Below are 13,974 nucleotides of genomic sequence, written 5' to 3'. Positions count from 1 at the left end.
AACCCTGATATGGGAGATGTTCGGGCATCTTGGGCCAGAAGGGCGGCCGTCCTCGGACTGGCCACCACCACCGCGGTGGCGATCACCGCGGCGCTGACCGGAGCATCGGCCGGCGCGGCCCCGGAGGGCGACATTCGCGGGACCACCACCGCGAAGGCGTTGAAGGACAGCTACATCGTGGTCCTCAAGGGCGCCGGAGCCGCCGACGTCAGCTCGACGACCGCGAGCCTGAGCGCGAAGTACGACGCGAAGGTCAAGCACACCTACCAGAGCGCGGTCCGCGGGTTCTCCGCGTCGATGACCGAGCAGCAGGCCCGCAAGCTCGCCGCGGACCCGACGGTCGCCTACGTGGAGCAGGACTCCGAGGTGACCGCCTCCGACACGCAGACGCCCACGACGTCGTGGGGAATCGACCGGATCGACCAGCACGCGCTTCCGCTTGACAACTCCTACACGTACCCGAACAGCGGCGAAGGGGTTACGGCGTACATCATCGACACCGGAATCCGCTTCAGCCACAGCGAGTTCGCCGGTGGCCGTGCCGTTTCCGGTATCGACACCGTCGACAACGACAACGACGCCACCGACTGCGCGGGCCACGGCACGCACGTGTCCGGCACGGTCGGCGGCACGAAGTACGGCGTCGCCAAGGCCGTGAAGCTCGTCGGCGTCCGCGTGCTCAACTGCGCGGGTTCCGGCACCTACGAGGGCGTCATCGCGGGCATCGACTGGGTCACCGCGAACCACCTGGCCAACCCCGGTCCGGCGGTCGCGAACATGAGCCTCGGCGGTGGCGCGAACGACACCGTCGACCTCGCCGTGACGAACTCCATCGCGGCGGGCGTGACCTACGGCCTCGCGGCGGGCAACAGCTTCGGCGCCGACGCCTGCAACACCTCGCCGGCGCGCACGCCGAACGCCATCACCGTCGGCGCGACGGAGATCACCGACGTCAAGGCGTCGTACTCCAACATCGGCACCTGCCTGGACATCTTCGGTCCCGGCACGAACATCACGTCGTCCTGGCTGACCGACGACAACGCCAGCAACACCATCAGCGGCACCTCGATGGCCACGCCCCACGTGGTCGGCGCCGCCGCGGTCTACCTGGCGAGCAACCCGGCGGCCACCCCCGCCGAGGTCCGCGACGCGCTGGTGAACGGGGCCACCTCCGGCGCCATCCCGGACCCCGGCACCGGTTCGCCGAACAAGCTGCTGTTCCTGGTCGGCGGCACCACCGGCCCGCCGCCCACCGGCTGCACCCCGCAGGTCAACGACACCGACGTCGCGATCCCGGACAAGGGTGCGGGTGTGACCAGCTCCATCACCATCTCGGGCTGCAAGAACAAGGCCTCCGCGACCGCCAAGGTCGAGGTGCACGTCAAGCACACCTACCGCGGTGACGTGGAGCTCTCGCTCATCACGCCCAGTGGTGCCTCGCGGATGCTGAAGGCGTCCAACGGCAGCGACAGCGCGGACGACGTGAACGCCACCTACACCCTCGACCTCTCCGCCGAGACCGCCAACGGCGAGTGGAAGCTCCAGGCCAAGGACCTCTACGCCCAGGACACCGGGTCCATCGACTCGTGGACGCTCACCATCTAGGTCCTCATCGCAGCGGACAGGACACCGGCAAGGCCCCCCACTTCCTCGCAGTGGGGGGCCTTGCCCCGTTCCGGGGGTCGCGACCGCACGGCGTGCGGAAAACCCGTTGGTGCCCCACGTCGACCGCTGCTACCTTCCCGACGACCGTGCTGGAGACCGAGGAGGTGGTACCCGTGACCGCAGTATCGACATGGGTGCTCCCCTCAGGGGTCATGGTCGGGCGGTAGGTCGTCCGGGAGCGCCGTTCACGAGCACTCCCGAAAGGCACGACCATGCGACTCACCTCGGAACAGCACCTCGACGACGGCGTCCTCGAACGCCGGTTCACCCTCGACGGCGTCCCCGGCGTCCTGTGGACGCCCGAACCCGCGTCCGCACCGGTCCCGGTGATCCTGATGGGCCACCCCGGCGGGCTGGACAGGATGCACCCCCGGCTGGCGGCCCGTGCCCGGCACGCCGTGGCGCAGGGTTTCGCCGCGGCCACCATCGAGCTCCCCGGAGCCGGTGACCGGCCCCGTTCTCCCGCCGCCGACGAGGCCCGAGCCGACCTGCGCCGGGCCGTGGAGGCCGGCGAGCCCGTCCCCGACGAGGTCGTCGACCGGCTCGTCCTCCCGCTGGTCGACCAGGCCGTGCCGGAGTGGCAGGCCACCCTGGACGCCCTGCTGGAGCTGCCGGGGATCAGCGGCCCGGTCGGGTTCTCCGGAGGGGTGATCTCGATCGGCGTCCGGCTGGCGGTGGTCGAGCCGCGGATCGCGGCCGCGGGCCTGTTCGCCGGGAGCTACGTGCCCCGCGGCATCGTCGAGCAGGCCCGGCAGGTCACCATCCCGCTGCACGTCCTGCTCCAGTGGGACGACGAGCACAACGACCGCCAGATGGCACTGGACCTGTTCGACGCCTTCGGCTCCAAGGAGAAGACGCTGCACGCCAACATGGGCGGGCACATCGGCGTCCCGTCCTACGCCGGGGAGGACAGCAGCCGGTTCTTCACCCGGCACCTGAAGTAGGACCTGACGCCCGCGCCCGCCTCTTCGAGGTACCGGGCGCGGGCGTCAGCCCAGGACGCGCACGTTGCGGGTGACCGCGGAGCGGGCGGCCAGCTCGGCGTCCGGCGGGTAGTCCACGCGCACGAGCGCGAGCCCGTGCGGAGGGGCCACGGCGACCTGGCTGGAGCGTTCGGTGGAGGTCAGCAGGGAAGCGGGCCAGGCGGGCGGTTTGCGGCCCTCCCCGACGGCCAGGAGCGCCCCCACGAGGCTGCGGACCATGCTGTGGCAGAACGCGTCGGCGGACACGTGGGCGGTCAGCACACCGTCCTGGGCCCGCGTCCAGTCCAGGCGCTGGAGCTCGCGGATCGTGGTCGCGCCCTCGCGGCGGCGGCAGAAGGCGCAGAAGTCCCGTTCGCCCAGCAGCAGCGCGGACGCCTCGGTCAGCGCGTCGAGGTCCAGCGGCCGCGGCCAGGACAGGGTGTCCAGCCTGCGCAGCGGGTGCGCGCCCGCCTCGGCGTCGGTGACCCGGTACTCGTAGTGCCTGCGCATGGCGGAGAACCTGGCGTCGAACTCGGCGGGCACGACCCGCGTCCGGAACACCCGCACGTCCGCGGGCAGCGCGCGGGCCAGCCGCTTCGGCAGCCCGGCGACGTCGGCGGTCGACGGGAGGTCGACGTGGGCCACCTGCCCGGTCGCGTGCACACCGGCGTCGGTGCGGCCCGCGACGGTGAGCCGGACGTCCTCGCGCAGCACCATCGACAGGGTGTCCTCCAGGACGCCGCAGACCGTGCGGCGGCCGGGCTGGCGGGCCCACCCGGAGAAGTCGGTGCCGTCGTAGGCCAGGTCGAGGCGCACGCGAACGAGCCCGCTGTCCCCAGGGGGAACAACGGGCTCGTCCACGATGAGCGGGTCCGTCAGGACTCGTCCTTCTTGTCCTCGGCCTTCGGGGCCTCGTCAGCACCCTCAGCGGGGTCCTTCGCGGCGTCCTTGGTGGCGGACTCGGGCGCCTCGGCGTCCTGGTCCACGACCTTCGCCGAAGAGTCCGACTCGGCGTCCGATTCGACGGCGGCCGGGGCCGCTGCCTTCTCGTCCTTGGCGAACTTGGTCTTCCGGGCCGCCTCGGCCTCGGTGGTGACCAGCTTCTGCTGCACCAGCTCGATGACGGCCATGGGGGCGTTGTCGCCCTTGCGCGCCAGCGTCTTCGTGATGCGGGTGTAGCCGCCGTTGCGGTCGACGAAGAACGGGCCGATCTCCGCGAACAGCTTGTGGACGACGTCCTTGTCGCGGATGACCTTCAGGATCTCGCGACGGTTGTGCAGGTCGCCGACCTTGGCCTTGCTGATCAGCTTCTCGGCGTACGGCCGCAGCCGCTTCGCCTTCGCCTCGGTGGTCGTGATCCGGCCGTGGGTGAACAGCGCGGTGGCCAGGTTGGCCAGCATGAGCCGCTCGTGGGCCGGCGACCCGCCGAGACGGGGTCCCTTAGTGGGGGTGGGCATCGCTTGCTCCTCGGATTACTTTCTGATCCTCTGCTCCGGCCCAGCCGTTGTCACGGCCTTCAGAGCTGCTCGGTCTCCGCGTAGTCCTGACCGTCGTCGTGGGTGTCCACGCCGCCGTCCGCCCAGCCCTCTGCCGGGTAGTCGGCAGCGGCGGCGGACGGGTCGAACCCAGGGGGGCTGTCCTTCAGGGCCAGGCCGAGACCGACGAGCTTCATCTTGACCTCGTCGATCGACTTGGCACCGAAGTTGCGAATGTCCAGCAAGTCCGCCTCGCTGCGCGAGACCAGTTCGCCGACCGTGTGGATGCCTTCGCGCTTGAGGCAGTTGTACGACCGCACGGTGAGGTCGAGGTCCTCGATCGGCATCGCGAACGCCGCGATGGTGTCCGCCTCGGCGGGCGAGGGGCCGATCTCGATGCCCTCGGCGTCGATGTTCAGCTCGCGGGCGAGTCCGAACAGCTCGACCAGGGTCTTGCCCGCGGACGCGACGGCGTCCCTCGGCGTGATGGAGGGCTTGGTCTCCACGTCGAGGATCAGCTTGTCGAAGTCGGTGCGCTGCTCGACACGGGTGGCCTCGACCTTGTAGGTCACCTTCATGACGGGCGAGTAGATCGAGTCAACCGGGATCCGGCCGATCTCGGCACCGGCCTGCTTGTTCTGGACGGCGGGGACGTAGCCGCGACCGCGCTCGACGACGAGCTCGATCTCCAGCTTGCCCTTGCCGTTCAGGGTGGCGATGTGCAGGTCGGGGTTGTGCACGGTGACACCGGCCGGGGGCACGATGTCGCCTGCGGTCACCGCACCAGGGCCCTGCTTGCGCAGGTACATGGTCACCGGCTCGTCCTCCTCGGAGCTGACGACCAGCTCCTTGAGGTTCAGGATCACGTCGGTGACGTCCTCCTTGACACCGGGCACGGTGGTGAACTCGTGCAGCACGCCGTCGATGCGGATGCTGGTCACGGCTGCGCCGGGGATCGAGGAGAGCAGGGTGCGGCGGATGGAGTTGCCGAGGGTGTAGCCGAAGCCCGGCTCGAGCGGCTCGATCACGAACCGGGAGCGGGTCTCGTTGACGGACTCCTCGCCGAGCGAGGGGCGCTGGGAAATAAGCACTGGGTTCTTCTTTCAGCTCAACGACGCCCGCTATTTGACGCCGAGGGACAGCCACCGGTCGCGGAGACCGGCAAACACGTGCGGCACACCATTCGCGCCGCCGTGGGACCCGACTCCGGCCGGCCACCTGGAGTGGTGGCCGGCCGGAAGAGGATCACTTCGAGTAGAGCTCGACGATGAGCTGTTCGGTCACCGGCGTGTCGATCTGCGCCCGCTCCGGAACCTGGTGGACCAGGATGCGGAGGGTCGAGGGGACGACCTGCAGCCAACCGGGGATCGGACGGTCACCGAAGGTGGCCTTGGCGACCTCGAAGGGCAGCGTCGGCAGCGACTTCGGCTTCACGTCGATGATGTCGAACTTCGACACCCGGAAGCTCGGGATGTTGACCTTCTGGCCGTTCACGATGAAGTGACCGTGGGCGACCAGCTGGCGGGCCATCCGGCGGGTGCGGGCCAGACCGGCCCGGTACACCACGTTGTCGAGGCGGGTCTCGAGGATGCGCAGCAGGTTCTCACCGGTCTTGCCGGGGCGACGAACCGCTTCCTCGTAGTAACGGCGGAACTGCTTCTCCAGCACGCCGTAGGTGTAGCGAGCCTTCTGCTTCTCCTGGAGCTGAAGCAGGTACTCGGACTCCTTGATCCGACCGCGGCCGTGCTGGCCGGGCGGGTAAGGACGACGCTCGAACGCCTGGTCCCCGCCGACGAGGTCGACCTTGAGACGGCGCGAGATTCGCGTTGCTGGTCCCGTATAGCGAGCCATAAGTTCTTACTCCTCCCCGTGCCTCAGACCCGGCGCCGCTTGGGCGGGCGGCAGCCGTTGTGGGGCTGCGGGGTCACGTCTTGAATGGTGCCGACCTCGAGGCCTGCGGCCTGCAGTGAACGGATCGCGGTCTCCCGGCCGGAGCCAGGACCCTTCACGAAGACGTCCACCTTGCGCATGCCGTGCTCAGCGGCCTTGCGGGCAGCGCTCTCAGCAGCCATCTGCGCGGCGAACGGCGTGGACTTGCGAGAGCCCTTGAAGCCGACGTGTCCGGCAGACGCCCAGGCGATGACGTTCCCGGTCGGGTCGGTGATCGACACGATCGTGTTGTTGAACGTGCTCTTGATGTGGGCCTGGCCGTGCGAGATGTTCTTCTTTTCCTTGCGCCGGACTTTCTTGACCCCGGCGCCCGTGCGGGACTTGGGTGGCACTTCGGTGATCTCCTACCTAAGACGCGAGGTCTTACTTCTTTCCGGCCTTCTTCTTGCCGGCGACGGTCTTCTTCGGCCCCTTGCGGGTGCGCGCGTTCGTCTTGGTGCGCTGCCCGCGGACGGGCAGGTTGCGACGGTGGCGCAGACCCTCGTAGCAGCCGATTTCCATCTTCCGGCGGATGTCGGCCTGAACCTCGCGGCGGAGGTCGCCCTCGACCTTGAAGTGCTCTTCGATGTACTCGCGCAGCTTCGCGAGGTCATCGTCACCGAGGTCCTTGACCCGGAGGTCAAAGTTGATCCCGGTAGCGGTCAGCAGCTCTTTCGAGCGCGTGCGACCGATACCGAAGATGTAGGTCAGCGCGATCTCCATCCGCTTTTCGCGGGGGAGGTCGACGCCAGCGAGTCGTGCCATACGGCGCTTGCTCCTAACAGGTTGTCGCTCCAGGTCTGCTCCTCGCCCGGTTCCGGGACTGACTCGCTGTGCCGTTCCGCGTGCTTTCGCACGTGGTGTCCCGGCCCCGGCCTGGAGTCCGGGGGTGCGCCGGGCGTCGAGACGCCCGGCAGGTGCGAGGAGGCTTCAATGTGTCGCGTCGTTCCGAGGAGCTGCGACGTCGTGCTAGGGGTTGATCAGCCCTGACGCTGCTTGTGGCGCAGGTTCTCGCAGATCACCATGACCCGACCGTGGCGGCGGATCACCTTGCACTTGTCGCAGATCTTCTTGACGCTCGGCTGGACCTTCACGCCTGCGCTCTCCTGCTTTGCCGCGTGTCCGGGGCGTCTGCCCCGGACACCGTGGAGGTCACTTGTAGCGGTAGACGATGCGCCCTCGGGACAGGTCGTAGGGCGAGAGCTCCACGACAACCCGGTCCTCTGGAAGGATTCGGATGTAGTGCTGACGCATCTTGCCGCTGATGTGTGCCAGGACCTTGTGACCGTTCTCCAACTCGACTCGGAACATCGCGTTGGGGAGCGGCTCGACTACGCGGCCCTCGACCTCAATGGCCCCGTCCTTCTTGCCCATGTCCTCCGCGTTTCGTGACGGTGGTATTCCCGGATGTGGACACGCGCTACCCCGACTCCGACCGGCCCTTGCGAACCACTGATCACCTGGAGTTCGGCCATTGCTGGCCACCATCACAGGCATGACGGAACCGGCGCGACGTGTGCGCCACCTACCCATAGTACGCAGTTCAGCGCGGCAACCCAAATCGGGTCATCCGCCGCGCCAGGATCAGCGCCCCCCAGGGGCCCACGACCCAGATCCACCACGGGTAGACCCACTCCAGGCTCGTGATGGAGACCAGTCCCCAGATCACGAAGTTGATCATACTCGCGGCCACCCACGCCTGGAAGAACAACCGACCCGCCCGTCCGGTCCCCCGCTGTTCCACCTGGTAGGTCGCGTGCTGGTACCCCTCGGGCCGATAGCTCCGATGCTGGTGGACCGGCATCGGCGGCCTCGTCGCCACCGGCACGATCGGCCGGTCCGGCGGCAGGTCGGCCGTCAGCGCGGCCAGATCCGCATACGTTTGCGCCACCCAGACGAGCCGAACCCGCTCATCGAACTCCGCGAGATCCAACCGCCCCTCGGCCTGTGCACGCGCCAGCTGCTCGACGACCGCCTCGCGATCGTTGTCAGCGGCCCTCATCGTCGGCGTGTCGTCGGTCACCCCCCAAGCCTGACGCACCCCCCACCCCCACAACATGGTGCTAGCCCCCGTCCCGCATCCCCCAGGTGGCCGCCAGCCCACCCACCACCAAGGCCAACCAACCAAGGCCCACAGGCAGCCCCACCCCGCCCACCCAAGCCACCCAACCCACAACCAAGCCGAAGCCACCGCTCGTCCCATAAGCACGCAACCGTGGTCGATTTGACTTGGGGTTTTTGGGCTTAAAATCGGTCGGCGGGCAGGCTCCACCACCTGCCCTTTTTCGCCCGACGAAGCCCAAAAAAGGGGCCCCAAGTCAAATCGACCACACCCACCGCACACCCCCCAAGCGCAATGCCCGAAGGGCGAGCCGACACACCACCGACACCCCACACACCAACACCCCAGCACAACGCAAAAAGGGCCCCACCCGAAGGCAAGACCCTTCCCGCACCACCCAGAACATCACTCAAGCGCAGTGAGCACCCAAGGCCCGTCCTCCGTGATCGCGATGCTGTGCTCCCAGTGCGCCGCCCGCGACTTGTCCGTCGTCACCACGGTCCACCCGTCGTCCAGCTCAGCCGTCTGCTCGCTCCCCAGCGTCAGCATCGGCTCGATCGCGATCGCCATCCCCGGCTTCAGCCGCGGGCCCTTGCCGGGCTTGCCGTAGTTCGGCAGGAACGGGTCCATGTGCATCTTGGTCCCGATGCCGTGCCCGCCGTAGCCGTCGACGATGCCGTACTCGACGCCGTCGCGCTCCCCCGCCGCGATCGTCTCCGACTCGATGGCGAACGAGATGTCGCTGAGCTTGCCGCCCGCGATCGCCGCCTCGATGCCCGCGAGCATCGACGTGCGGGTCGCCTCGGACAGCAGGCGCTCCGCGGGCGTCACCTCGCCGATGGGGATGGTGAGGGCCGAGTCGCCGTGCCAGCCGTCGAGGATGGCGCCGCAGTCGATGGAGATGAGGTCGCCCTCGGCGAGCACCTGGGTGCGGCTGGGGATGCCGTGGACGACCTGCTCGTTGACCGACGCGCAGATGCTGGCCGGGAAGCCGTGGTAGCCCTTGAAGGACGGCACGGCGCCCGCGTCGCGGATGCTCTGCTCGGCGAGCTCGTCGAGCTCGGCCGTGCTGACGCCCGCCTTGGCGTGCGAGGACACCAGGGCGAGCGTGCGGGCGACGACGAGGCCCGCGGCGCGCATGGCCTCGAGCTCGGTCCGGGACTTGATCTCGATCATGCGGTCACGGCCACCGGGGACGAAACGACGGAGTGCATCGAGGACACCACCGCTCACTGACGGCCGCGCAGGGCACGCAGAGCGCGCTCGCCGACCTCGTTGACGTCGCCGACCGCGTCGATGCTGACGACGATCTTGTCGTAGTAGTCGAGCAGCGGGGCGGTCTCGGTGCGGTAGAGCTGCTGGCGGTGCCGGATGACGTCTTCCTTGTCGTCCGTGCGGCCGCGGGCGAGCAGGCGCTCGACCACGACGTCCTCGTCCACCTGGAACTCCAGGACGGCGTCGAGCTTGTTGTCGCCCACGGCGAGCATCTCGCCCAGGACACCGGCCTGCGCCACGTTGCGCGGGAAGCCGTCGAGCAGGAAACCCTCGAGCGCGTCCGGCTGGGCCAGGCGCTCGCGGACCATCTCGTTGGTCACGGCATCCGGGACGAGCTCGCCGGAGTCCAGGTACTCCTGGACCTCCCGGCCGAGCTCGGTCTGGTTGCTGATGTGCGCGCGGAAGAGGTCCCCGGTGGAGATGTGCGGCACGCCGAGCTTCTCGCTCAACACGGTGGCCTGGGTGCCCTTGCCCGCTCCAGGCGGGCCGACGAGAACGAGTCGCACTAGCGGAGGAACCCTTCGTAATTGCGCTGCATGAGCTGGCTCTCGATCTGCTTCACGGTGTCGAGGCCGACGCCCACCATGATCAGAACGGCCGTGCCGCCGAACGGGAAGTTCTGGTTCTGGCCTTGACCGGTCAGCTCCAGGAACAGGTTCGGGAGGATGGCGACGATGCCGAGGTAGAGCGAACCGGGCAGCGTGATGCGCCCCAGAACGAAGCGCAGGTACTCGGCGGTGGGACGCCCCGGGCGGATACCGGGGATGAACCCGCCGAACTTCTTCATCTCGTCGGCACGCTCGTCCGGGTTGAACGTGATGCCGACGTAGAAGTACGTGAAGAACACGATGAGCAGGAAGTACAGGGCGATGTGCACCGGGCTGGACTGGCTCACCAGGTGCGTCGCCACGAACGTCTGCCACCAGCCGGGCGTCGCGCCCGCGTCGGTCGAGGTCGTCAACCGGGAGATCAGGTCGGGCAGGTACAGCAGCGAGGAGGCGAAGATGACCGGGATGACACCGGCCTGGTTCACCTTCAGCGGCAGGTAGGTCGAGGTGCCGCCGTACATGCGGCGACCGATCATGCGCTTCGCGTACTGGACCGGGATGCGGCGCTGGGCCTGCTCCACGTAGATGACGCTGGCGATGATGACGAGGCCCGCGACGCAGACGAGGAAGAACGTCAGACCGCCCTTGGACAGGATGTTCTTGCCCTCGGCCGGGATGCGCGCGGCGATGCCCGTGAAGATCAGCAACGACATGCCGTTGCCGATGCCCTTCTCGGTGATGATCTCGCCCAGCCACATGATGACGCTGGTACCGGCGGTCATCGTGACGACCAGGGTCACCAGCGTGAAGATCGTGTCGTTCGGGACGACGGGCTGCGTGCAGTTCTGGAACAGCTGGCCGCGGACGGCGAGCGCCACGATGCCGGTCGACTGGAGGATCGCGAGCGCGATCGTCAGGTACCGGGTGTACTGCGTCAGCTTGCCCTGGCCCGCCTGGCCTTCCTTCTTCAGCTGCTCGAACCGCGGGATGACCACGGTGAGCAGCTGGACGATGATGCTCGCGGTGATGTAGGGCATGATGCCCAGCGCGAAGATCGACAAGTTGAGCAGAGCGCCACCGCTGAACAGGTTGATCAGGGAGTAGATCCCCTGCTGATCGATCTGTTCAGCGCACTCCTTGACGTTCTTGAAGGACACGCCCGGCGCGGGCAGAGTCGCGCCCAACCGGTACACCACGATGATCCCCAGCGTGAAGAGGATCTTTTTCCGTAGGTCCGGCGTCGCGAGAGCCGAGCGGAATGCGCCGAGCACGCGAACCTCCTGAGCGTTGTCGGCCCAGGGCCGACATCGAGCGGTACCGGCCGTCCGCCGGCACTGGCTTACCGCCGGGCGAATCGCCGACGGTTTTCGACCGATCGCGGCAGGTAGCCGCCACCGACCCGGAGGACATCCGGGTTCAGCCCGCGACTTTAACAGCCATCCGCTGGTTCTCCGTAGCCAGTAGTCATTCACACGTTGCACTCGGTTGATCACCTGTGCACGCAAGGGGCCGAACGGATCAAGTTCCGTGGTCGCGCAAGCGCTTTTCGTCAGGTTCGCGGGCGTTCGCGAAGGCTGGTTACGCCCTGCGCGAACGCTTGCGGGACGTGGGTTCCGCCACGGCCGCGGCTCCGGTTCGCGAGTCCCGTCCTGAGGCCCCCTGGACGGCGTCCGCGACCGGTTCCGACAGGAGGGCCGGGCCACCGCGGACGGGCCTCCCAGTCCCCTCCAGAGCCCCTGGATCCCCGTCCTGGGCGACACCATCGGTCCACCGGGGCCCGGAACGGCGAAAGGCCCCCCGGAGCCGGAGCTCCAGGGGGCCTTTCAGCGATCACGTTCAGAGCACGGTGGTGGACCCACCGGCACCGGCGATCTTCTCGACGGCGCTGCCCGAGAACTTGTGCGCGGTGACGTCGAGCTTGACGCCCGCGATGTCACCGTCGCCCAGCACCTTGACGAGCTGGCCCTTGCGGACGGCACCCGCCTCGACGAGCTGGTCGACGTCGATGCTGCCGCCCTTGGGGAACAGGCGGGCGATGTCACCGACGTTGACGACCTGGTACTCGGTGCGGAACGGGTTCTTGAAGCCCTTGAGCTTCGGAAGCCGCATGTGCAGCGGCATCTGGCCACCCTCGAAGCGCGCCGGGGTGTTCTTGCGAGCGCCCGTGCCCTTCGTACCGCGACCGGCGGTCTTGCCCTTGGAGCCCTCACCGCGGCCGACGCGGGTCTTGGCGGTGTGCGAACCAGGGGCGGGACGCAGGTGGTGGATCTTGATGGTCATGAGTTGACCTCCTCGACAACCACCAGGTGGCGGACGGCCTTGATCAGACCGCGGACCTGAGGGGTGTCATCGCGCACCACCGACTGGCGAATCTTGTGCAGCCCGAGGGTGCGGATCGATTCGCGGTGGTTGTGCTTGGTACCGATGGTGCTCTTCACCTGGGTGATCTTGAGCTGTGCCATGGTGTCACGCCCCCTGCTGTGCGCGTGCGCGCAGCATGCCGGCGGGTGCGACGTCCTCGAGCGGGAGACCGCGGCGGGCCGCGACCTCTTCGGGGCGCTGCAGGCCCTTCAGGCCGGCGACGGTGGCGTGCACGATGTTGATGGCGTTGTCGCTGCCCAGCGACTTGCTCAGCACGTCGTGGATGCCCGCGCACTCCAGCACCGCGCGGACAGCGCCACCGGCGATGACGCCGGTACCGGCCGAGGCCGGACGCAGCAGCACTTCGCCTGCCGCCTTCTTGCCCGTGATCGGGTGCGGGATCGTGCCGCCGATGCGGGGAACGCGGAAGAAGTTCTTCTTCGCTTCCTCGACACCCTTGGCGATGGCCGCGGGAACTTCCTTGGCCTTGCCGTAGCCGACGCCCACCATGCCGTCGCCGTCGCCCACGACCACGAGGGCCGTGAAGCTGAACCGGCGACCACCCTTGACCACCTTGGACACGCGGTTGATCGCAACCACGCGCTCGAGGTGGGGGGTCTTCTCCTGGGCCGCGCCGCCGCGGCCGCCATCACGACGGTCGCGGCGCTCTCCGCGCTCGCCCCCGCCGCCTTCGCGACGCGTGCGTCCTGGCATCAGGCGTCCCTCTCAATTCCAGTGATGTGCATTGTCAGAACTCCAGCCCCGCCTCGCGGGCCGCGTCCGCCAGAGCGGCGATGCGGCCGTGGTACGCGTTGCCACCGCGGTCGAAGACGACCGCCGTGATCCCGGCGTCCTTGGCACGAGCCGCGGCCAGCTGACCGACCTTGGCCGCGCGGGCCTTCTTGTCGCCGTCCACCGCGCGCACGTCCGCCTCCAGGGAGGTGGCCGAGACGAGGGTGTGGCCCTTCAGGTCGTCCACGATCTGCACGGTGATGTGCTTCGAGGAGCGGTGCACGACCAGGCGCGGACGCTCGGCGGTCCCGTTGACCTTCTTGCGCAGGCGGAAGTGACGACGGGCCTTGGCGATGCGACGCGTGGTCGAGATGTCCTTGCCCACCGGCTTGCGCTTCGTAGCAGTCGACTCGCTCATGTCACTTACCCGTCTTTCCGACCTTGCGGCGGATCTTCTCGCCCGAGTACCGCACACCCTTGCCCTTGTACGGGTCGGGCTTGCGCAGCTTGCGGATGTTGGCGGAAACCTCGCCCACCAGCTGCTTGTCGATACCCTGAACGGAGAAACGCGTGGGGTTCTCGACGATGAAGGTGATGCCCTCAGGGGCCTCGACCTTCACCGGGTGGCTGTAGCCGAGCGCGAACTCCAGGTCGGAACCCTTGAGCGCGACGCGGTAACCGACCCCGTGGATCTCGAGCTTCTTCTCGTACCCCTGGGTCACACCGATGACCATGTTGTGGACCAGGGTGCGGGAGAGGCCGTGCAGCGAACGGCTGCGGCGCTCGTCGTCGGGACGCTTCACCTCGAGGGTGCCGTCCTCCGACTTCTCCAGCACGATCGGCTCAGCGATCGTGAGGCTCAGGGTGCCCTTGGGCCCCTTGATGCTCACGTCCTGGCCGTCGATGTTCACGTCGACCCCAGAGGGAACGGTGATCGGCAGCTTTCCAATGCGCGACATGCGGTC

19 protein-coding genes are annotated in these 13,974 nt (G+C 68.2%); 2 read left to right on the top strand and 17 right to left on the bottom strand.

Annotated features, from left to right (window positions below; genetic code table 11):
• Nucleotides 1–9 precede the first annotated feature (9 nt).
• Nucleotides 10–1,605, top strand: coding sequence for a S8 family peptidase (locus CLV43_RS11780; RefSeq protein ID WP_106187140.1), 1,596 nt, complete (start codon nt 10–12; stop codon nt 1,603–1,605).
• A gap of 272 nt (nt 1,606–1,877) precedes the next feature.
• The gene (locus CLV43_RS11775; RefSeq protein ID WP_106187139.1) at nt 1,878–2,609 is read left to right on the top strand and encodes a dienelactone hydrolase family protein; all 732 of its coding nucleotides are present in this window, start codon (nt 1,878–1,880) and stop codon (nt 2,607–2,609) included.
• Nucleotides 2,610–2,654: 45 nt separating this feature from the next.
• On the opposite strand, the gene truA is transcribed toward CLV43_RS11775, so the two are convergent.
• The 17 genes from truA to rplF all read right to left on the bottom strand — a co-directional run bounded on the left by truA (nt 2,655) and on the right by rplF (nt 13,968).
• Nucleotides 2,655–3,443 (bottom strand): tRNA pseudouridine(38-40) synthase TruA, encoded by a 789-nt coding sequence (gene truA, locus CLV43_RS11770; RefSeq protein WP_211304330.1) that lies wholly within the window; start codon nt 3,441–3,443, stop codon nt 2,655–2,657.
• 59 nt (nt 3,444–3,502) lie between these two features.
• Nucleotides 3,503–4,084, bottom strand: a complete 582-nt coding sequence (rplQ, locus tag CLV43_RS11765; RefSeq protein WP_106187137.1) for a 50S ribosomal protein L17 — start codon at nt 4,082–4,084, stop codon at nt 3,503–3,505.
• Between the two features lie 59 nt (nt 4,085–4,143).
• Entirely contained in the window at nt 4,144–5,193 is a 1,050-nt protein-coding gene (locus CLV43_RS11760; RefSeq protein ID WP_106187136.1) for a DNA-directed RNA polymerase subunit alpha, read from the bottom strand.
• 154 nt (nt 5,194–5,347) lie between these two features.
• Nucleotides 5,348–5,953 carry a 30S ribosomal protein S4 gene (rpsD, locus tag CLV43_RS11755; RefSeq protein ID WP_106187135.1) on the bottom strand — a complete coding sequence of 202 codons (606 nt, stop codon included), beginning with the start codon at nt 5,951–5,953 and terminating at the stop codon, nt 5,348–5,350.
• Between the two features lie 23 nt (nt 5,954–5,976).
• Entirely contained in the window at nt 5,977–6,384 is a 408-nt protein-coding gene (gene rpsK, locus CLV43_RS11750; protein WP_106187134.1) for a 30S ribosomal protein S11, read from the bottom strand.
• Nucleotides 6,385–6,415: 31 nt separating this feature from the next.
• Nucleotides 6,416–6,796 (bottom strand): 30S ribosomal protein S13, encoded by a 381-nt coding sequence (gene rpsM / locus CLV43_RS11745; protein ID WP_106187133.1) that lies wholly within the window; start codon nt 6,794–6,796, stop codon nt 6,416–6,418.
• A 215-nt stretch (nt 6,797–7,011) separates the two neighbouring features.
• Nucleotides 7,012–7,125: a 50S ribosomal protein L36 gene (rpmJ, locus tag CLV43_RS11740; RefSeq protein ID WP_010148647.1), complete on the bottom strand. Its 114-nt coding sequence runs from the start codon at nt 7,123–7,125 to the stop codon at nt 7,012–7,014.
• 58 nt (nt 7,126–7,183) lie between these two features.
• The gene (gene infA, locus CLV43_RS11735) at nt 7,184–7,405 is read right to left on the bottom strand and encodes a translation initiation factor IF-1 (protein ID WP_005166804.1); all 222 of its coding nucleotides are present in this window, start codon (nt 7,403–7,405) and stop codon (nt 7,184–7,186) included.
• Between the two features lie 169 nt (nt 7,406–7,574).
• Complete coding sequence (locus CLV43_RS11730) at nt 7,575–8,054, bottom strand: DUF1707 SHOCT-like domain-containing protein (protein ID WP_170155808.1); 480 nt, start codon at nt 8,052–8,054, stop codon at nt 7,575–7,577.
• Nucleotides 8,055–8,498: 444 nt separating this feature from the next.
• Entirely contained in the window at nt 8,499–9,269 is a 771-nt protein-coding gene (gene map, locus CLV43_RS11725; protein ID WP_106187131.1) for a type I methionyl aminopeptidase, read from the bottom strand.
• A 53-nt stretch (nt 9,270–9,322) separates the two neighbouring features.
• Nucleotides 9,323–9,874 carry an adenylate kinase gene (locus tag CLV43_RS11720; protein ID WP_106187130.1) on the bottom strand — a complete coding sequence of 184 codons (552 nt, stop codon included), beginning with the start codon at nt 9,872–9,874 and terminating at the stop codon, nt 9,323–9,325.
• The gene (secY, locus tag CLV43_RS11715) at nt 9,874–11,187 is read right to left on the bottom strand and encodes a preprotein translocase subunit SecY (RefSeq protein ID WP_106187129.1); all 1,314 of its coding nucleotides are present in this window, start codon (nt 11,185–11,187) and stop codon (nt 9,874–9,876) included. Before secY ends, CLV43_RS11720 begins: the two co-directional genes overlap by 1 nt.
• Nucleotides 11,188–11,752: 565 nt before the next feature.
• Complete coding sequence (rplO, locus tag CLV43_RS11710; RefSeq protein WP_106187128.1) at nt 11,753–12,196, bottom strand: 50S ribosomal protein L15; 444 nt, start codon at nt 12,194–12,196, stop codon at nt 11,753–11,755.
• Nucleotides 12,193–12,378, bottom strand: coding sequence for a 50S ribosomal protein L30 (rpmD, locus tag CLV43_RS11705; protein ID WP_106187127.1), 186 nt, complete (start codon nt 12,376–12,378; stop codon nt 12,193–12,195). The genes rplO and rpmD overlap by 4 nt, the downstream gene beginning before the upstream one ends.
• Nucleotides 12,379–12,382: 4 nt before the next feature.
• Nucleotides 12,383–12,991, bottom strand: a complete 609-nt coding sequence (rpsE, locus tag CLV43_RS11700; protein ID WP_106187126.1) for a 30S ribosomal protein S5 — start codon at nt 12,989–12,991, stop codon at nt 12,383–12,385.
• A 34-nt stretch (nt 12,992–13,025) separates the two neighbouring features.
• Nucleotides 13,026–13,427: a 50S ribosomal protein L18 gene (gene rplR / locus CLV43_RS11695; RefSeq protein ID WP_106187125.1), complete on the bottom strand. Its 402-nt coding sequence runs from the start codon at nt 13,425–13,427 to the stop codon at nt 13,026–13,028.
• Nucleotide 13,428: 1 nt separating this feature from the next.
• On the bottom strand, nt 13,429–13,968 hold the full coding sequence (gene rplF / locus CLV43_RS11690) for a 50S ribosomal protein L6 (RefSeq protein ID WP_106187124.1): 540 nt from the start codon (nt 13,966–13,968) through the stop codon (nt 13,429–13,431).
• Nucleotides 13,969–13,974: the final 6 nt, after the last annotated feature.

Origin of the sequence: Umezawaea tangerina (assembly GCF_003002815.1) — a bacterium.
In the GTDB taxonomy this organism is placed as follows: Bacteria; Actinomycetota; Actinomycetes; order Mycobacteriales; family Pseudonocardiaceae; genus Umezawaea; species Umezawaea tangerina.
This window is presented reverse-complemented; position numbering and strand designations above follow the sequence as displayed.